Source organism: Maribacter algae, assembly GCF_047345745.1.
Lineage (GTDB): Bacteria > Bacteroidota > Bacteroidia > Flavobacteriales > Flavobacteriaceae > Maribacter.
Map to the genome: position 1 here is coordinate 697,820 of NZ_JBLFES010000002.1, position 18,923 is coordinate 716,742.

Below are 18,923 nucleotides of genomic sequence, written 5' to 3' on the forward strand. Positions count from 1 at the left end.
GTGTTTTCAAGTATTATTTACCAAGCTCTTTTTTAATAAGGACTTCCAAATAAGCCACCGTGTTCAGTAAATATTTCCGGTCTTGAGTGATGGTCGCCAAGGTAATGGCTCCCTGCAACATAGTAAACATTTGCTTTGCAAACTGGAGTGGCGTAACGGGTAATTTTATTTCTTCCTTATTCACACCGGTCTCAAAAACCAATGCTATTTTTCCTTCAATTTCCTTGATGGTCTCTTTTGCCGCTGCTGCCAACAAATTATTATTGTGCTGAGCATCTACACCTACGTTAAGCACGGGGCATCCGCCCATATCCAGCGTGAAAGCATCATAATTTTTGTAAAACTTGGTGAGGCTGAAAATTTTATCAAGAGACGTTCCTTCAACATCCAACTGTTCATCTATGGCTTTTAGATATAGTTTACTGTTAAATTCAAATGCGGAGAGTGCCAACGCTTCCTTATTTTCAAAATTGCCGTACAAAGCTCCTTTGGTAAGACCCGTAGCTTCGGTCAAGTCGCTCATACTAGTACCTACATACCCATGTTTATTAAAAACTGGAGCAACGGTTTCAATAATATAAGCGGTGGTTCTTTCAGCTTTGGTAGACATGCATGGCTATTTTATACGAATATAAAAAACTTATACTGTATGGTATATATTGTTGATAAAAAAAGCACATCCAATAGCATTGGATGTGCTCTATTTACTTTTTTTGAAAATTAAACTACTAAATCGTTTTGATTTCTAAAAACAAGCTTGTTGTCAAATGCGTCTAGAAGTACAATACTATCGGCTTTTAGCTCACCGCTCAACAAGGCTTTTGACATGTTGTTCAAAACTTCTTTTTGAATGGTCCGTTTTACGGGCCTAGCCCCGAACTGTGGGTCATAACCTTTCTCTGCAAGAAATGCTATTGCTTCTTCCGTAGCATCTAAGGTAATTTGTTGTTTGTTCAACATTTTCTTTAACCCTTCCAATTGTAATTTTACGATTTCCCGGATGTTCTCTTTATCAAGAGGAGTGAACATTACAATGTCGTCTATTCTATTCAGGAACTCGGGTCGAATCGTTTTTTTCAATAATCCAAGTACCTCTACTTTAGAAGCTTCCATAGCGCTGTAGGGATCGTTTGAATTTTCAAACTTTTCCTGAATGATTTGACTGCCCATGTTACTGGTCATTATAATTATGGTATTCTTAAAATCGGCAACACGTCCTTTGTTATCGGTCAACCTTCCTTCATCCAGTACTTGAAGTAGAATGTTAAAGGTATCTGGGTGTGCTTTTTCGATTTCATCCAAAAGTACCACGGAGTAGGGGCGTCTTCTGACTGCTTCCGTTAATTGCCCACCTTCATCGTACCCAACGTATCCTGGAGGTGCACCGACCAATCTACTAACCGAGTGGCGCTCTTGGTATTCGCTCATATCAATACGGGTCATTGCATTCTCATCATCGAACAGATACGCTGCCAAGGTCTTTGCCAATTCGGTTTTACCTACTCCCGTTGTTCCCAAGAACAAAAAGGACCCGATAGGTTTTTTGACATCTTGTAAACCGGCCCTACTTCTCCGAATGGCATCCGAAACTGCCTGTATGGCCTCTTCTTGACCTACCACTCTCTTATGCAGTACATCTTCTAGCTGTAACAATTTCTCACGTTCGCTCTGTAGCATTTTCGTTACTGGTATTCCCGTCCATTTCGCAACTACTTCGGCAATATCATCATTGGTGACCTCTTCTTTTATAAGCGTACCATCGTTTTGTTGCTTTTGTAATTCTTCTTGAAGTGTTGTCAATTTTTCTTGGGAATCTTTAATTTTTCCATAGCGCAATTCCGCAACTTTTCCGTAGTCCCCATTACGTTCTGCACGTTCTGCCTCGGCCTTGAAATTTTCAATGTCCGTTTTTGTTTTTTGAATTGCATCGACCACGGATTTTTCGCTCTCCCATTGGGCAAAGATTTCATTGCGCTCCTCTTTGATATTGGCTAGTTCCATATTTAAAATCTGAAGCTTGGTCTTATCATTTTCACGTTTAATGGCCTCGATTTCAATTTCAAGCTGCATAATTTTTCGGTCCAGAACATCCAATTCTTCAGGCTTGGAGTTAATTTCCATGCGCAACTTTGAAGCTGCTTCATCCATTAAATCAATGGCCTTATCCGGTAGGAATCTATTGGTGATGTAGCGTTGTGATAACTCCACGGCGGCAATCACTGCCTCATCTTTTATACGCACTTTATGATGTGCCTCGTATTTTTCTTTGATACCTCTAAGAATGGATATGGCACTTTCTGTATCTGGCTGATCAACGATTACTTTTTGGAAACGCCTTTCAAGGGCTTTGTCCTTCTCAAAATATTTTTGATATTCATCAAGCGTAGTCGCACCGATAGCTCTCAGTTCCCCCCTAGCCAAAGCAGGCTTTAGAATATTTGCGGCATCCATAGCGCCCTGACCACCACCTGCACCAACAAGTGTATGGATTTCGTCAATAAACAGCACAATATCACCATCGGAACTTGTGACTTCTTTGATGACCGCTTTTAGGCGTTCCTCAAACTCACCTTTATATTTTGCCCCAGCGATGAGCGCACCCATATCTAAGGAATAGATGATTTTATCCTTCAAATTTTCAGGAATATCCCCTTGAACGATACGATGGGCCAATCCCTCTGCGATTGCAGTTTTACCTACTCCCGGCTCGCCTACGAGCATAGGATTGTTCTTGGTTCTTCTGGACAAGATTTGAAGTATTCTCCTAATCTCTTCGTCCCTACCGATGACGGGGTCTAACTTTCCACTATCCGCCAAAGCATTTAGGTTTTTGGCATATTTTTCAAGCGAATTATACGTTTCTTCAGCACTTTGAGAAGTCACTTTGTTTCCTTTTCGAAGTTCTTCAATGGCCGCTTTCAAATCTTTTTCCGTAACACCTTGGTCTTTTAAGATTTGTGCAATCTTACTTTTGGATTTGAAAATTGCCAGAAATAAATGCTCTATCGAAACGTATTCGTCGCCCATCTTTTTTGCGATGACACTTGCTTCGGTGAGTGTTTTCCCCGCTTCTTTGGATAGCATAATATCTACACCCTCTACTTTAGGAAAGGAGTTCATTTCCTTATCCAGGATTTGTAGGATTAAATCTGAATTAAGGCCTAACTTTTTTAGAATAAAAGGTACTACGTTCTCTTCAACTTCCGTAATCGCCTTAAACAAATGTTCATTTTCTATTTGCTGATGCCCCAAAGATTGCGTGAGCACCTGAGCCTGTTGAATGGCTTCCTGTGATTTTATGGTAAAATTATTAAAGTTCATTTTCTGTATGTTTACGTTTTTGAGACTATTTTTGTTTGATTAATATCAACAATCCTACCAGTTCCAATCAAGCGACATATTGACGCTAAAATTACTGGACAGCAAGACAATACGTCAGTTGTGTAAGTTTTGCATTGTAAGTTGACCAATAGAAAAAACGAAATATGGGTTTATTTAATGGGCTGTTTGGCAATAACGATAAAAAGGAAAAGAAACCTTCCCCACAAGTGCCTTGGATTGCACTTGATCATGTGAGTCAATTGGAAAAAATTGCTGAAAATTCAAAAGGAAAACCTCAACTTATCTTTAAACATTCCACCACATGTGGCATTAGTAGGATGGTTCTGAATATGTTTACTTCTAAATATGCATTAGAAGCGGGCCAAATGGATCTCTATTTCCTGGACCTGCATGCACACAGGGATATATCCAACGAAGTTGCTGCTAAATTTCAGGTAATGCATCAATCTCCACAGTTATTGATCATTAAGAATGGAGTAGTGGTGCAACATGATTCCCACGGTGCTATAGCTGAGATAGCGCTTGAAAATCACATATAAAAAAGCCCCTATAAATGGGGCTTTTTTTAATTGAAACGTTGTCGTCTCAATATATTTTTAAGATTATTTTTTAAATCTTCCCCGGCATCATAAACCATTTGTTCATTGCTTGGAAAAGGAACTCTTGCCAATTGTAACAAGGAGAGCAATTCATTGTCCAAAGCCCTTTTATCACCATCATAATTAGCGTAGTTATGCTCAAAGATAAACTCACTTGCCAATGGATATTGATTTATCTGTTGGTTCTTTTGTAAGTCCGTAAAGCTGACAATACCGGTCACCTGTGTGCTTTTGAACTGCGTGAATTGATAAAAATCACATTTTACGGTTCTGAACTTATCAATTTTTATTCTATTTCCAAGACTGTCCCTTACCACATTCCCGTCATTATCCAATGCATAGGTAAAACCATCCTTGATTTGCTTCTCTTTGATAATCTGTTTTTCCCTGATTTGTTCAGGTGAGATATTTATATCTTGGAAAGAGACTTCCATTTTATAGTCATACTTCAAGTTTTTGATTCTATTGGTATGATATTCTGTCCAAAGGCTATTTAATCCGTATGTATTTAGATTTAAGAGTTCTTCTTCCAATCTTTCAGGAATGACCTTGTCCGTATTGTTGGTCATTTCTACAACTACAAAATCCAGTCCCCTTTGATAAGCTTCTTCCATTTTTTGTAGGGCATCCTTGTAATTGGGATTTATTTCTTCCAAGTACTTTAAATCGTCATAGGCCGCCCTAAAATCTGCCTTGTAATTTGCCTGTTCCAGTTTGGACAAGGCGTTATTGTATAAAAAGTCCGAAAGATTATTTTTTGAGCTTATGATAGCCTCATCATAATCCTTAAAATTGAATTGGGCCAATCTATTTTCATCTGTAATGGTAAGCGGTAGCAAAGGCCTAATTTGTTGCTGAATTGCTTTCAGCCTCTCGTAGGTTTGATAGATTTGCTCATAGTTGGCCGGATTCCCATCTTTCTTTAGGAATTTGATATGTTGTAATTCCCTTGCCGTATTCTTTTTAAAAGCTTCCTCTAGTAAAACAATGTAAGGTTGGTTACTTTTTTTAGTTTTATTGCCAGCAATATTATCTATGGATTTTTGAATCGCGGTATCGTAATTTCCCGTGTTGATCGCTTCTTGGGTTTTTTTGACCCCGCTACAGGAGAAAGCGATAGCTATAAAACTGAAAAGTAGAACTTTCTTCATGATGATATTGTTTTATGGTTTCATAACTACTTTCCAATAGCTATGCCATAATATATTTTCATATAACGCGAAAGGAATCAAAATAGTGTAAGACCCTATAAACATTGGAGATGAAAAATGGACGCTTTTTTTGCGTTCTAAGTGTCTAGCCCTAAAATTGTTGATTTTTATTTGATAAAAAATGATGGTAAAACCTTTGATTTTTGAATAATATCTTCTCGTATTCGTATTTTTGTAATTCACGAAATAACAATTATATAATGCAAAGGGACCATAGTATTTTTGATTTAATCGAAGAAGAAAGACAACGTCAAATCAACGGAATTGAGTTGATAGCTTCCGAAAACTTTACAAGCCCGCAGGTGATGGAAGCTGCAGGTTCTGTTTTGACCAATAAATATGCAGAAGGATACCCGGGAAAGCGTTATTATGGAGGGTGCGAAGTAGTAGATAAGGTAGAGCAGTTGGCCATTGACAGGGCTAAAGAACTGTTCGGAGCAGCATATGCCAACGTACAACCACACTCCGGTTCACAGGCAAACGCCGCAGTATATCACGCTTGTTTGAAGCCCGGGGATACCATTCTCGGTTTTGATCTATCACATGGAGGTCACTTGACGCATGGTTCACCGGTCAATTTTTCGGGCAGACTGTATAATCCCGTTTTTTACGGTGTTGATAAAGCTACTGGCAGATTAAATTATGATGCGATACAGGAAATTGCCGTCAAGGAGAAACCTAAAATGATTATAGCGGGTGCTTCGGCTTACTCCAGGGACATGGATTTTGAACGATTTCGTGAAATTGCCGATAGCGTAGATGCTTTGTTATTGGCCGATATTTCCCATCCGGCGGGACTAATTGCAAAAGGTATTTTAAGTGATCCTATTCCACATTGCCATATTGTTACTACAACAACCCATAAAACGTTGAGAGGGCCACGTGGCGGATTGATCCTTATGGGGAAGGATTTTGAGAATCCTTTTGGAATACGATTAAAGAATGGAAATTTAAGGAAGATGTCCGCTTTATTGGATTTAGCGGTATTTCCAGGGAATCAAGGAGGGCCGTTAGAGCATATTATTGCGGCAAAAGCAGTTGCTTTTGGAGAGGCACTTACTGATGAGTTTAAAGAATATATAGTTCAAGTCAAGAAAAATGCAGATGCGATGGCCAATGCATTCGTGGCCAAGGATTATCATATCATTTCGGGAGGAACGGACAATCATATGATGTTGATCGACCTTCGAAACAAAAATATATCCGGGAAAGATGCTGAAAAGGCATTGGTACTTGCTGATATTACCGCCAATAAGAATATGGTGCCTTTTGATGATAAATCTCCATTTGTTACTTCTGGAATCCGTTTTGGAACGGCAGCGATTACTACTAGAGGTTTGAACGAAACTGATATGGAGAAGATAGTTTCCTTAATAGACGAGGTCATCAAAAACCCCCAAGATGAAGCAATTATAAACAGTGTTAGAAAAAGAGTGAACGCAATGATGGGCGAACGACCAATTTTTAATGAATTGGTAGGAGAAGTTTAGTCATCGTCCAGCATACATAAATCCAGGTTGGCGGAGATATAGATATTCTTTTTAACGTCATATATCAAAGCGTCATCCTGCGATTCCAAATAAATGCCCCAATAATTAAAGTAACTACATTTTGAGTGGTTGGTTGTCGCTTGTTTTGGGTAAATCGAATCATTCTCCTTGATGATACGATTTTCAAAAACTGGCAGAAAAATTTCAAAAGGCCGCTCCGTTAATCCTTTGGTAACGAATATATAATGATTTGCAATCTCGACAAGAATATTGTTCAATTGTTTAACAATGCTACTTTTGTATATTCTTTTTATAACGATGCTAGTATCGTTTAGAAGAAGTGTCAATTCCTCAATGTCAAAAAATATATCGTTTTGATTCGTGAGTTCGTTTAAGGCATATTCAAGTGGTGAGATCGACTCGCCATTGTGTCCCCACCGCTCCTTATTAAAATGGGCCAACATTTCCACTAAATCTATTGGGCATTTAATATCTATGGCAAGATCAATACTTTCTTTTTTTTCAACATAATCATTGATATAGGCCTCTGAAAAGTAATATTGTTCCAAATATCTTAGGAAACCGGTTATACCATGAATATTGGAATTCTCTTTTACTTTGAGATGGGTATATCGTCTGAAGTTGTCTGAGTTGGTTTTCATAAGCAATGGAAATTTTAAAATTCCATACTTAAAGATATAATTAAAGCAGATTAGTCGGACTTAGGAAAACCTTTGAATTTATGAGGACATTCTATTATTTTTCAATTAAAAAACATAAAATATTGTTTTTCAGGAAGTTGCAAAAATTAAAAAATGTTAAATTTAGCGTTTAAAGGAAGCCTCTGCGCTTTGCTTCTTCAATTAATGCTAGGTCATTGCCATTTTTTATACCAAAAATAGACTTTAAATGTCTCTTTCTGGTTTCTACAGTGGTATTGGCGGCAGCTACTAAAGGAGCGATATCCCTTGTGTGAGTGCCCTTTGAAAGCAGGTATAGAATTTTTTCATCCTGTTCGTCAATAGCTACATCGTTTGCCATTTTTCGTCGTATCGCTGCTAACGCTCCGGCAGTGTAATAGGGTGGTCTGGCGATAACTGTTTCGACCATCGCTTTTAAGGAGAGTTCGTCGATTTCAGATTTGACCATATATCCATCAGGATTTACCTTTTTGAATATATTATTGATTCTATAGTTATCATTATACGAAGACATAAAAACTACTTTGGAATCAGGCACAACTTTTCTTGCCAAAATACCTAAATCTATACCAGATCTAGGGTCTTTTGCCTCTGACGGAAACAATTGTATGTCTAACAGAATGATATTAAAAGGTAAGGCCTTGGCGGAAAGCTCTATTTTCTCCTTTCCCATATCAAAGCTTTTGGCAATCTCAACTTTAACGTTAAACCCATCAAAATCAGAGCCTTCTAGGATATATTTATAACCTAGGGTTGTCATTTCGTGGTCGTCCACTGCCAAAATACGCACTGTATTCATAATAATATACTATAAGTAGTGACTATTAAACGTCTTGTAATTGCTGTTTAGTATCATCCTCAACAATTGTGCTTAACTGTATGGGTATCTTTAATACCGTTTTTGTACCTTTTCCTGGAGCACCATCAATAGACCAAGTTCCATTTAATTTTGTTACACGGGAACTAATATTTCGCATTCCGATTCCTTTTTTGCCCCGTTCCGTCTTAAAACCTTTACCATCATCACTCATAGTAACATGGATTGTAGTTTCATCTCTTTCAAAGTTAATAAAGAAATTATCACAGTCGGCATGCTTTATGGCATTTTGTAATGTTTCTTGAATAATTCTATAGACGTTAATTTTTAAATCGCCTCTTAGGGCATCCCAATCTTCCTCTTGGTCATAGGAAAAATGGGTCTTTATGTTCACGTTTTGTTGGGCATTTTTCAGTAATGTCTCAATTGAATTTACAAAGTTGCCAATTTTTTGATAGGCGCTATGGCTGAGTTCATGCGAGATGGAACGGACTTCATTTTCTACATTCTTTAATGCGGATATGGCTTCTGAGCGTTCTTTGATGGATTCTTCATCAGCTCTTTTGTTCAATCCGGTCAGGACCATTCGCGCCCCTAACATTTTGCCTAGCACACCATCATGAAGCTCTTCCGAAATTCTTTTCTGCTCCATACGTTTTCCTTCGTCCACTTTTTGTTTTTGGGCTAGCATTAGATCAAATATCTCCTGATTGCTCGTCTGCTGCTTTTGTAAGAAAATCAACTTTTGATTTCGCGCTCTTTGATTGATAATGACGTAAACGGCAGTTCCCAACAGCAAAAAAATGAGCGCAATGGCAATCCACATTTTTTTCTCTTTGGATAACGTGGCCTTTTGCTCTTCCAGCTGTACATTTTCTGCTATAAATTCATCCGTTTCAAAACGAATACGCGCAAATTTATTTCGGATTTTGCGTTCCGCATTTTGAAGGCTATCGTTCAATCGTATATAGTTTTGCGCATATTTGGATGCGTTTGCTTTGTCAATTTTAATTAAGAAATCAAGTGTTTTAAGTTGCCTTTCATAATTACTACTTCTTTTTGACAATAAAATAGCTTTGTTCGCAGCTTTTTTACTAGAATTGGTATCTGATTTAATCAAATAATATTCTGCCAAACCAAAATAAGACGCTGCTAAACTTCCAATTTCATTTAGGCTATCTTTAATTTTAATAGATTCTTCTAATAAACTATTTACTCCTACAGAATCTAGTGTTCTTATCTTACAGAGCGCTAAACTACTTAATGCTTTTGCATATAGGCGCGGATATTTTAGCTTAATACTATCTGTATTTGTAACTTCTTCAAATTTGGCGATCGCTTTTTGGTATTCTCCTCTGTCCCTATAGACGATACCTACGTTATTAATATTTTGAAGAACCAATAATTTGGGATTTCCAATTTTTTCCAAATAGTACATGGCTTCATTGTAATATCCAAGGGCCCTTTCATGTTCTCCCAATGAATTTGACGTTATGCCTAAACTGTTATAAGAGTCGTAAAGTTTTTTATTTTTATTTAAGAGTTTAAATTTTTCAATGGCACGTATGGTTGTCGTTTCACTCCCTACATAGTCTTTAATCTCAGCTTGGGTCCTGGCCATATTATAGAGCATTCTTCCAGAAGAAAAAGTATCTTTTTTAGCTTCAAAAATTTTTTGCGCCTCAGAATAACTGTAGTAGGTACTATCCTTTATTGCGTATTTTCCAAAAAAAGTTGCTAAATCCCAATAAGCTTCTGCCAATACAATAGAGTCTCTTTCTTTTTTGGCCAAAGGGATTATCTCTTGATTTATTTTTCTGAATAAAAGAGAATCTTTTGTCTGTAACACGGAAAGAGACAACCTTCCCAGATATTTTGTTTTTAGCGAGTCGTTATGAAGCTTTAAAGTGTTTTCAAAGGCTTTTTCTAAAAGGGAAAGTCTTTGAGCAGAAGATATCTTTTTGTCCGTGCTGCTGTCCAACAGGTATAGAACACTATCTGTTTCAATTGAGATGGTTTTCTCTTGCGCCTTAAGATTTGGTGAGAAGAAGGAAAAACAAATCAATACTATCAATCGTATACCATGGACTCTTATATTGGATTTAACACTTCTCATCCACTACAAGATATAAAAAAGCCTTGAATCGTGTTCAAGGCTTTAATATAAATTGTGTTTTATTGCTTAAATGATACCGCCTCCTCTATTATCCTTTGGTCCTTCACATTCATCACAGGCAGGAATGTTGTTCAATTCGGTTAGACCCTCAAACTCGCTACTGCTATTTTCATTTACATAAGTTGTTAAACCTAAAGTCATTAATGCTACTGCGAAGATACTTGCTACTTTTTTCATTTTTATATTGATTTATGATTAAAAAATTATTACACTACCAAAGTAATATTGTTCCTACATAAAATGAAGAAATTACATTAGTTGTTAGTGAAGTGCTGGCTTCTAAGAGTAATCGACTTATTTTTAAGAGAATTCGTCAATTAGTAGCAGATACTGAAGTTTTGGAAAGGACTTTTTTGAGATTGTCCATATTGTCACGGTAAGACTTTGAAAAGGGGAGTGGTTTTTTGACTTCTTTTAATGCGCAGATGGATTTTCCAAAATTTATTCTGGAAACATAATCCGTATTTACAATATAACTTTGATGAATGCGAACAAAGTTTTCCGGTAACTGATTTTCAAATGTTTTTAATGTTTTATAGGCATTGGTTACCGAACCATCTTTTAAATAGAATTCGGTAGTATTGTTATCAGCTTGTAAGTAGAGAATGTCTTTTGTGTTTATATAATGAAAATCTTTATAGGATTTTAAACAAATGGTCTGTGGAACATCTATTTTTGGTGCTCTTAGCTTTAATTTTAAGAGTGACTTCCTAATATCAAATTCGTTGAAGGGTTGTAGCCAATAATCGAAAAAATTATTTTTTATGGCTTCATAAGCATGTTTCTTCGTTTTGGATATACCTATTAGAATGGGAATTTTAGGTAAGTATTGGTGCATTTCCACTACCATCTGGAACAATGACAGTGCTTTTTCATTTAAATTGATAAAAACAATATCAGGGGAGAATTTCAGAACGGTATTGAGTCCGTCCGATGCATTTTTAGAAATGTCAATGCAGTTGAATTCCCCATACTCTTCCAAAAATGTACGAAGTTGCAAATTGGAAACAGCATCAGCATCTATGATGGTGTAAGAATATTCCAAAATTATAGTGTTCTCCTAGCAAGTTACTAATAGCGTATCAAAAAACGACTTAGGAAAACCTCATAAAAAGTGAGGACATTATTATAAAATACTCAAAATCAGTTAATTTGAAAGAAAAATCCTTCATATGCGAAAACGAATAAAGGCTTAATTTTTGTCTGCGGCTTGGAAAGCACCTAAATCCGTCTGTGTTGTTCTATCCATACCTATGATGTCAACAGGAACTTCAATAGCAAAATCGGGATTCCCCACATTCGTTGCATCCGAGCTTAAAGCGATTCGAAAATCGTTCTGATTTACGTTAAAAAATTCAGTATTTCCGTTTAACAGAATAGCTTCGTATGGTGGGTTGGTATCGAAGTCGTATAATGCATCGTCCGAAAATGAATCTTGTATGTCATCAAATTGTATCATACAGTTGCGAAATTCATAATTAAAGCTATTGGTCCCATTCGTTTTCAATAATAATTCTAACTGATTATTGCCAGCGATAATACAATTCTTAAATTCAGCGTTGATCAGATCACTGGATACTTCATTCCCATTTGATAACTTTTGAAAGTTATCAATTTGCAATGCCGGTACAGTTCTAAAATCCGTATTCCAGTAATTGGCGATCGTGCAATGCACAAAAGAGTAATTGCCACCAAGATTACAATATAACGAAGAACTGCCTGAGTTCCCCAGTACTAGGTTTTTCGCTTCTACAAAAGCATTTCTCGCCCACAGGTTATGATTGGTACTGTTGTAAATTTGGCTGTTCTCAATAGTAAGGGTTGGTGTGGTCAAATCTTCATCACCTTCAACTAAAATGCCAATATTCGCATTTTTCAGGGTTAAATAGGAAATTTGATTACCAACACTACCGCGTTGAATGTAAACAGCGGTCCATTGTCCTGGAATAGTTGCAAATGTGGATTCTAACCGGTCTCCTTCAAAAATCACCTCATTCTCTAAAGTTTCTTGATTTTCGCTCAAAGCTCCGTTTATGGTTATTTTCGCTCCGTTCCTAATCAAAAGACCGGAATCCTTATGAAAATGGACTCTTGCACCAGGTTCTATCACTAATTCCTGGCCATCGGGGACTACCGCAAAACCATAAATTACATAAGGCTTTTCATTGGTAAAACTTAGTTGGTCTTCAGTAAGTACAAAGCCCTGAACCCGGATTTGATTTCCACCATCGTCCGAATCCAAAAGAATGGTTTCTTTGGTCCCATCCTGATTTGTAGCAGGAAATAAAAAAACCGCATCCTGCACTAGTGTTACCAGTTCAACATTCTGCTCATCAGTACCGGAATCAAACTGTACCGCATCGGTATACAACAAAGAAACAGTATCGGTAGCATCTAGATTTACGGTTGTTTCCACAAATACAAAGAGGCTGTCTTCGGCATTTATTGAAATATTACTGAATTCTTTTCCCGCGGCGCCATCTACATTTAATCTGTAGGAACTACTGTTCCCATTCCTCAGCCGGATAGAAGGAATCAGCACATCATCTTTGGTATTATTGTAGACCTTAAAGGAATAAGTGCTGCTGCCAATGTTGCTAAAAATGGTATCCAAAAAAACAGTGTCCTGTGAGAAGGAAAGATTTCCGGCACTCGGGGCGTACTCAAAATTTTTTCGGCAAGAACTTCCCCAGAAGATTACCACGGAAAAAAGAAAAAGAATAGGAACTTTTAATTTCAAAACTAGATTTTTGATGCCATTTATTAAGCGAATATTTCTTGAATATTTTCCGAAATACGCATGGGTTTTAAAGTGACTTTATTCAAAAGACACCATTCAGTACTTGAACGTAAAATCAGGGTATTTGTTTTGGAATGAAACATTTCTACGATTCTAATCGATTTGGCCCCTTTTGAACTTTCAATATGCGTTTTAATATGGATTGTATCATGTAAAACGGCGGCAGATTTATATTCGATGTGATGCGTTAATACCACCCAAACTACTTCATCCTGAATACTCTCGGGAGCTTTTGCCTTCCAATGTTCTTTTGAAATATCTTGAATCCATTGTACATAGCGCACATTATTTACATGGTTTAAATCATCCAGATCATCTAATGTTACAGTAATTTCTTTTTCGTAGTGGGGCATCTTATTTTTTATAGATTTCCACTTCGAAAAGTTTGTCCCAATCTTTTCCGGTAACAAAAAAAGTTTTCCTTGTTGGGTGATAGGCTATACCGTTCAAGACATTATCGCTCGCTACCCATTTATCCGTTTTGGTCACCTTATCACTTAGTCCCCCAAAATTGACTACTCCTTCAATAGCGCCACTTTCCGCATTAATAATGAGAATACTGGCCACTTTTTGATACGTGTTGGCATAAATTTCCCCGTCTACATATTCAAGCTCATTGGCCCTTTCTATTATCCTGCTATTGGTAACGGTCTGGATATAATCTTCCTCAACAAGTGTTTCTGGATTTAAGGTCCATATTTTTTCGGTTCCATCACTCTTCAATAAATTTTTACCGTCGTTAGTCAATCCCCATCCTTCCTTACTTTTACCATACTGAAAATTATCCAATTTCTTAAAGCTTGCTAAATCATAAACAAAACCAATACCACTTTGCCAAGTGAGCTGGTAAATTTTATCGTTTAAAATAGTAATTCCCTCTCCAAAATAGGTTTTGTCCAAGTCAACTTGTTCAAAGACTTCACCGGTTTTGAAGTCCAATTTTCTCAAATAGGAACGCCCTTTTTTTCCGGTTCCTTCATATAAGGTATCATTATAAAATTCCAGGCCTTGCGTATATGAATTTGTATCGTGTGGATATTCGTTCAGGATTTTATAAGTATAGATTTCTGGGGCTTTTTCCGAAAAAATTTTAATTTTCTTCTCTATTTCTACAGTATTGTCATCATAAGAAATGCTGGCCTTCAGTATTTTTTCTCCTAACTTGGTTGATCTAAGGCTTAATTTGTCATTTTCGTATACAATAGGGTCGCCGTCAATACTAAAACGAATAGCATCTATCACTTTATCCTTTTTATTTTGGATGGAGACGTTTACTAAATCATTATTTTTGAATTGATTTTTATTGTCTTCCAAAAGAATATCAAATAAGGCCGATGGGTTTTGATTTCCACTTCCGCAGGAAACAAGGAATACCAGTAGCAAACCAGAAACCAGTAATTTCATACTATTCATTTTTTCAATAAAAAGTTGGGCGAGATTTTTCCGCAATATTGAAGGCAATTTAAACCTAAAATTAGGAAGTAGAAAAGGATTGTGAAATTTTTAAAAGGTTGTATATTTGCATCCGGCAAGTCCTACACGACCAGCTCCTGTAGAATCCCCCAGGGTGGGAACGCAGCAAGGGTATATGGTTGTAGCGGTGCGATGTAGGTAGCTTGCCTTTTTTTGTACCCTAAAATCAAGTAAAAAGCGTTTTTCTTTTTAAATTTCTCAAAACAAAAGGCATATCTCCCTAATTTGTTATTTTGTATAGTCAATGAAAAGTAAAGTTGTTCTCATTACGGGCGGTTCTTCTGGTTTAGGGAAAGCCATTGGTATTTATCTAACCGATAAGGGATATATTGTTTACGGGACTACTCGTGACAAGCTCAAATATCCTGACTTTGATGCTTTTCCTTTGTTGGAAATGGATGTTTGTAAACCGGATACCATCACTTTAGCGATTAACGAGCTACTAAGAACCGAAAATCGATTGGATGTATTAATAAACAATGCCGGAGTAGGTATTACTGGACCTTTGGAAGAAACTCCCCATTTAGAGATTTTAAAGGCTTTTGACACTAATTTCAACGGGCCTTTGCATGTCATAAAGGCGGTTTTGCCCCAAATGCGGCGACAAAAAAGTGGATTGGTCATAAATATAACTTCCATTGCAGGCTATATGGGACTTCCCTACAGAGGCATTTACTCCGCTACAAAAGGGGCACTGGGAACCATCACGGAAACCTTGCGTTTAGAAACGAAAACGTTCGGCATACATTTCACGACTTTAGCTCCGGGCGATTTTGCTACAAATATTGCAGCCGGGCGCTATCATGCACCTTTAGAAAAAGTTTCGGTTTACAAGGATAATTATGCAAAAACGCTTAAATCTATTGATACTGATGTCGATAATGGGGGAGACCCTATTGAAGTCGCAAAGAAGATTCATTATATAGTAAAGCAAAAAAGTCCTAAAGTACATTATACAGTAGGCTCAACATTACAACGATTTTCTATATTCTTAAAGGGTGTTTTGCCGGGGAAATGGTTTGAAAAGTTATTGGACAACCACACCCGTTGACAATTTTACAGCGTATCATAAATGTTGGAAAATGCATCCACTATCAAAGTATCTTTGGCAATAATACATTTGTTCATGGGATAAAGCACTAATTTTTCAGAAAGCTCTTCAAAATTGGTAGCGCGGAATTGTTTATTGGGATCCAATCCATAGGTTTGCACCAAACCTTTCCAGTTCTTGGGTTCTGTTCTAATATTAATGCCTATCAACTCGTAATCGGTCTTTCCACTTTGTAGCTCGGCGGCACGCTTAAAAATATTTTTATAATGATTTTTGTCAGTAGCTGACCAAAAGTAAAAAATTACATTTTTGTTTTTTGCTATCTCGGCCAAAGAAAGATTTTGTCCATCCAGGGATATGACTTTTACATTGGGCAAAGGTTTTTTGGGCTGTATGTTGCGTATGCCGTTATAAAGGTTCTCTATCTCTTCAATATGCATGTTGTTCTCCGAGACTTTTTGAAAGTTTTCAATAAACATTTTGTTATTTTCCGGAGCATCATGTTCTTTTAACAAATAATTAAAAGCTACATTTCTGAACAAATTGTCCCGGAGCTCTTTTTCCACGACCAAACTATCTATTACCTGTAGTTTATGCTGATTAAAATGCAATTGATTTTTAACTACCTTTCCTTTGATACCACAATTTTCAGAACACGTCATATAAGAAAGATTTCCCAAGTGGGATTTCATAAAATCATAATAAGGCCTAAGGTAGTTCAAGGATTTATTGTCATAGCTGATGTTCTTGCGATACCCATAAAAATCCTTGGGCAATTCATGTAATACCGTTTCCCGTAACTTTCTTTTGTGCTCAAAAGGATATACTTCAGAATACCTATAATATGTATAATTAATACTGGCTTTTGCCATGTTATAGGCCTCTTCAGAAAAATCCGACTCCAATTTAAGATTGTCAAGGTCTTTCAGTTTTGAAATACGCAATAAATTTATCTGGTCTGAAAACGCTTCCGCTTCCAAATTATAATAGGTGCGGTACATGTCTAGTTCTTCCTCTTCGTTTGCGAGAAAAAGTTCCAACAAGAAATTGTTTATTTCCTCATTGGTGCCTGAAAAAACAAGTGATTCATCAAAATCGGAAGTATTTAAGCGCAATAGAAGGCTATCTCCTTTTTCAAGGTATACATATTGATATTCAGGAGCATGATTAAAATGATAGAGTCCGTTCTCCAAATTGTCCAATTTGAATGAAAAACGGTTATTTCCGTCTAGTTGAGCGGAATCAACTACTTTGTTTCCTTTGAAAAGAAGTACATTTTCACTGGTAGGATTAACAATTTCTCCTGCAAAATAGATTGTGTCGGTCTTTTCGGAAGAAGGACTACAGCCAGTAAAAATTATTAAAAGTACAAAAGGTAAAATTTTATTCATACACCAATTGGGCAACATTTTGTACTCAAAAATAAATAACACAAAGGGGCGATGCTGTTAATAGGGCGTTAAATAATAGGATGTTACGCTATACGGTCTGTTAAAGTCGGTAAGGGGCAAGGTTAGTTTGTAGAAGGTGTTATTTTCAGTACTTTTGCAGCGATTTTAAACAAAATTCAAATGCTTTCAGTATCTAATTTATCCGTACAGTTTGGAAAACGAGTTCTTTTTGATGAAGTCAATGTTTCCTTTACACAGGGTAATTGTTATGGAATTATAGGGGCCAACGGTGCGGGAAAATCTACATTTCTAAAAATTCTTTCCGGCCAAATAGACCCAACTTCAGGTCATGTTCATTTGGAACCGGGAAAGCGTATGTCCATCCTAGAGCAAAATCACAATGCTTCCGATGATTTTACCGTTTTGGAGGCCGTTGTTATGGGAAACAAACCGCTTTACGAGATAAAGAAAGAAATAGATGCGTTATACGCCGATTACAGCGATGAAAATGCGGACAGGATAGGGGAGTTACAAGTACAGTTCGAAGAAATGAACGGTTGGAACGCGGATAGCAACGCAGCTGCATTACTATCCAACTTAGGAATCAATGAAGATTTGCACTACACCTTAATGTCCGAAATGGATTCTAAACTTAAGGTCCGGGTACTTTTGGCCCAAGCATTGTTCGGAAATCCCGACGTTCTGATTATGGATGAGCCTACGAACGATTTGGATTACGAAACCATAAGTTGGCTGGAAAATTTCTTGGCAGATTATGAAAACACCGTAATCGTAGTCTCACATGATAGACATTTCTTGGACACCGTTTGTACCCATATAGGCGATATAGATTTTGGTAAATTAAATCTGTATTCCGGTAATTATACGTTTTGGTACGAAAGTAGCCAGCTAGCGGCAAGGCAAAGGGCACAACAGAATAAAAAGGCAGAGGAAAAAGCAAAGGAGCTACAAGAGTTTATTATGCGCTTTAGTGCAAACGTAGCGAAGAGTAAACAGGCAACTTCAAGGAAAAAAATGCTTTCCAAGCTAAAAATAGATGATATAAAACCTTCCAGTAGAAGATATCCCGCAATCATATTCGATAGGGAACGGGAAGCTGGCGATCAAATTCTGAACGTAGAGGGGCTTTCCGCTTCAACGGAAGATAATGAGTTGCTTTTTGACAACATCAATATCAATTTAGCAAAAGGGGATAAAATAGCTGTAATATCAAGGGATTCCAGGGCTACTTCTGCTTTTTACGAGATTATCAATGGAAATAAAAAGGCCGATAAAGGTAAATTTCAATGGGGAGTGACGACCACAGAGTCCTACTTGCCGGCAGATAATTCAGAGTATTTTACCCAAAATATTAATTTGGTAGATTGGTTGCGCCAATGGGCCAAAACCGAAGAAGAGCGAGAAGAAGTTTACATCAGAGGATTTCTGGGTAAAATGTTGTTCAGCGGCGAGGAAGCCTTAAAAAAATGTACTGTGCTTTCCGGTGGTGAAAAAGTAAGGTGTATGCTCAGTAGAATGATGATGATGCGTGCCAACGTACTCATGCTGGATGAACCGACCAATCATTTGGATTTGGAGAGTATCACAGCTTTTAATAATTCCCTTAAAAACTTTAAAGGAACGGTACTGTTCACTACGCATGATCATGAATTTGCACAAACAGTAGCCAATAGAATTATAGAACTCACACCTAATGGCAATATAGACCGCTATGCCACATTTGATGAATACATGTCGGACAAGAGTTTAAAGGAACAACGCAATAAAATGTACGCTGTCACTGCTTAAGTGACTTAATAATTCCATTCAGGAAACGTTTTTGTTGGATTCTATGCTATCTATTTTAAACCG

General features: G+C 37.1%; 16 protein-coding genes and 1 other RNA gene. 5 read left to right on the forward strand and 12 right to left on the reverse strand.

What is annotated here, in order from left to right; all coding sequences use genetic code 11:
• Window positions 1–13 precede the first annotated feature (13 nt).
• Complete coding sequence (locus ACKWBX_RS10225) at window positions 14–610, reverse strand: TetR family transcriptional regulator (RefSeq protein WP_413968579.1); 597 nt, start codon at window positions 608–610, stop codon at window positions 14–16.
• A 110-nt stretch (window positions 611–720) separates the two neighbouring features.
• A complete protein-coding gene (clpB, locus tag ACKWBX_RS10230; protein ID WP_413968580.1) occupies window positions 721–3,321 on the reverse strand; it encodes an ATP-dependent chaperone ClpB in 2,601 nt (866 codons plus the stop codon).
• A 164-nt stretch (window positions 3,322–3,485) separates the two neighbouring features.
• On the opposite strand from clpB, the gene ytxJ reads away from it, so the two are divergent.
• Window positions 3,486–3,881: a bacillithiol system redox-active protein YtxJ gene (gene ytxJ / locus ACKWBX_RS10235; RefSeq protein WP_413968581.1), complete on the forward strand. Its 396-nt coding sequence runs from the start codon at window positions 3,486–3,488 to the stop codon at window positions 3,879–3,881.
• 26 nt (window positions 3,882–3,907) lie between these two features.
• On the opposite strand, the gene ACKWBX_RS10240 is transcribed toward ytxJ, so the two are convergent.
• Window positions 3,908–5,092, reverse strand: a complete 1,185-nt coding sequence (locus ACKWBX_RS10240) for a hypothetical protein (protein WP_413968582.1) — start codon at window positions 5,090–5,092, stop codon at window positions 3,908–3,910.
• A gap of 260 nt (window positions 5,093–5,352) precedes the next feature.
• Between ACKWBX_RS10240 and glyA the strand changes: the two genes are divergently transcribed.
• On the forward strand, window positions 5,353–6,642 hold the full coding sequence (gene glyA, locus ACKWBX_RS10245; RefSeq protein WP_413968583.1) for a serine hydroxymethyltransferase: 1,290 nt from the start codon (window positions 5,353–5,355) through the stop codon (window positions 6,640–6,642).
• On the opposite strand, the gene ACKWBX_RS10250 is transcribed toward glyA, so the two are convergent.
• The 8 genes from ACKWBX_RS10250 to ACKWBX_RS10285 form a co-directional block, all read right to left on the reverse strand.
• A complete protein-coding gene (locus ACKWBX_RS10250; protein WP_413968584.1) occupies window positions 6,639–7,304 on the reverse strand; it encodes a hypothetical protein in 666 nt (221 codons plus the stop codon). The two genes, glyA and ACKWBX_RS10250, sit on opposite strands and share 4 nt — an antisense overlap.
• Before the next feature lie 169 nt (window positions 7,305–7,473).
• Window positions 7,474–8,142 carry a response regulator gene (locus ACKWBX_RS10255; protein ID WP_413968585.1) on the reverse strand — a complete coding sequence of 223 codons (669 nt, stop codon included), beginning with the start codon at window positions 8,140–8,142 and terminating at the stop codon, window positions 7,474–7,476.
• Window positions 8,143–8,167: 25 nt separating this feature from the next.
• The gene (locus tag ACKWBX_RS10260; RefSeq protein ID WP_413968586.1) at window positions 8,168–10,276 is read right to left on the reverse strand and encodes a tetratricopeptide repeat-containing sensor histidine kinase; all 2,109 of its coding nucleotides are present in this window, start codon (window positions 10,274–10,276) and stop codon (window positions 8,168–8,170) included.
• A 66-nt stretch (window positions 10,277–10,342) separates the two neighbouring features.
• Window positions 10,343–10,513 carry a hypothetical protein gene (locus ACKWBX_RS10265; protein WP_413968587.1) on the reverse strand — a complete coding sequence of 57 codons (171 nt, stop codon included), beginning with the start codon at window positions 10,511–10,513 and terminating at the stop codon, window positions 10,343–10,345.
• Window positions 10,514–10,649: 136 nt separating this feature from the next.
• Window positions 10,650–11,381, reverse strand: a complete 732-nt coding sequence (locus tag ACKWBX_RS10270) for a LytR/AlgR family response regulator transcription factor (protein WP_413968588.1) — start codon at window positions 11,379–11,381, stop codon at window positions 10,650–10,652.
• A 147-nt stretch (window positions 11,382–11,528) separates the two neighbouring features.
• A complete protein-coding gene (locus tag ACKWBX_RS10275; RefSeq protein WP_413968589.1) occupies window positions 11,529–13,076 on the reverse strand; it encodes a hypothetical protein in 1,548 nt (515 codons plus the stop codon).
• 23 nt (window positions 13,077–13,099) lie between these two features.
• Window positions 13,100–13,489, reverse strand: a complete 390-nt coding sequence (locus ACKWBX_RS10280; protein WP_413968590.1) for an acyl-CoA thioesterase — start codon at window positions 13,487–13,489, stop codon at window positions 13,100–13,102.
• A gap of 1 nt (window position 13,490) precedes the next feature.
• Window positions 13,491–14,540, reverse strand: a complete 1,050-nt coding sequence (locus ACKWBX_RS10285; protein WP_413968591.1) for a glutaminyl-peptide cyclotransferase — start codon at window positions 14,538–14,540, stop codon at window positions 13,491–13,493.
• A gap of 122 nt (window positions 14,541–14,662) precedes the next feature.
• On the opposite strand from ACKWBX_RS10285, the gene ffs reads away from it, so the two are divergent.
• Window positions 14,663–14,761, forward strand: an RNA gene (gene ffs, locus ACKWBX_RS10290) — signal recognition particle sRNA small type.
• 92 nt (window positions 14,762–14,853) lie between these two features.
• Window positions 14,854–15,660, forward strand: a complete 807-nt coding sequence (locus ACKWBX_RS10295; protein ID WP_413968592.1) for an SDR family oxidoreductase — start codon at window positions 14,854–14,856, stop codon at window positions 15,658–15,660.
• A 5-nt stretch (window positions 15,661–15,665) separates the two neighbouring features.
• On the opposite strand, the gene ACKWBX_RS10300 is transcribed toward ACKWBX_RS10295, so the two are convergent.
• Window positions 15,666–17,051 carry a transaldolase gene (locus ACKWBX_RS10300; protein WP_413968593.1) on the reverse strand — a complete coding sequence of 462 codons (1,386 nt, stop codon included), beginning with the start codon at window positions 17,049–17,051 and terminating at the stop codon, window positions 15,666–15,668.
• A 180-nt stretch (window positions 17,052–17,231) separates the two neighbouring features.
• On the opposite strand from ACKWBX_RS10300, the gene ACKWBX_RS10305 reads away from it, so the two are divergent.
• The gene (locus tag ACKWBX_RS10305; RefSeq protein ID WP_413968594.1) at window positions 17,232–18,860 is read left to right on the forward strand and encodes an ABC-F family ATP-binding cassette domain-containing protein; all 1,629 of its coding nucleotides are present in this window, start codon (window positions 17,232–17,234) and stop codon (window positions 18,858–18,860) included.
• Window positions 18,861–18,923 lie beyond the last annotated feature (63 nt).

Coding starts and splice junctions, on each gene's coding strand:
- ACKWBX_RS10295 (WP_413968592.1), top strand. CDS start 14,854: ATGAAAAGTAAAGTTGTTCTCATTACGGGCGGTTCTTCTGGTTTAGGG.
- ACKWBX_RS10260 (WP_413968586.1), bottom strand. CDS start 10,276: ATGAGAAGTGTTAAATCCAATATAAGAGTCCATGGTATACGATTGATA.
- ACKWBX_RS10225 (WP_413968579.1), bottom strand. CDS start 610: ATGTCTACCAAAGCTGAAAGAACCACCGCTTATATTATTGAAACCGTT.
- ACKWBX_RS10255 (WP_413968585.1), bottom strand. CDS start 8,142: ATGAATACAGTGCGTATTTTGGCAGTGGACGACCACGAAATGACAACC.
- ACKWBX_RS10240 (WP_413968582.1), bottom strand. CDS start 5,092: ATGAAGAAAGTTCTACTTTTCAGTTTTATAGCTATCGCTTTCTCCTGT.
- ACKWBX_RS10280 (WP_413968590.1), bottom strand. CDS start 13,489: ATGCCCCACTACGAAAAAGAAATTACTGTAACATTAGATGATCTGGAT.
- ytxJ (WP_413968581.1), top strand. CDS start 3,486: ATGGGTTTATTTAATGGGCTGTTTGGCAATAACGATAAAAAGGAAAAG.
- glyA (WP_413968583.1), top strand. CDS start 5,353: ATGCAAAGGGACCATAGTATTTTTGATTTAATCGAAGAAGAAAGACAA.
- ACKWBX_RS10305 (WP_413968594.1), top strand. CDS start 17,232: ATGCTTTCAGTATCTAATTTATCCGTACAGTTTGGAAAACGAGTTCTT.
- clpB (WP_413968580.1), bottom strand. CDS start 3,321: ATGAACTTTAATAATTTTACCATAAAATCACAGGAAGCCATTCAACAG.
- ACKWBX_RS10285 (WP_413968591.1), bottom strand. CDS start 14,540: ATGAAATTACTGGTTTCTGGTTTGCTACTGGTATTCCTTGTTTCCTGC.
- ACKWBX_RS10265 (WP_413968587.1), bottom strand. CDS start 10,513: ATGAAAAAAGTAGCAAGTATCTTCGCAGTAGCATTAATGACTTTAGGT.
- ACKWBX_RS10300 (WP_413968593.1), bottom strand. CDS start 17,051: ATGAATAAAATTTTACCTTTTGTACTTTTAATAATTTTTACTGGCTGT.
- ACKWBX_RS10250 (WP_413968584.1), bottom strand. CDS start 7,304: ATGAAAACCAACTCAGACAACTTCAGACGATATACCCATCTCAAAGTA.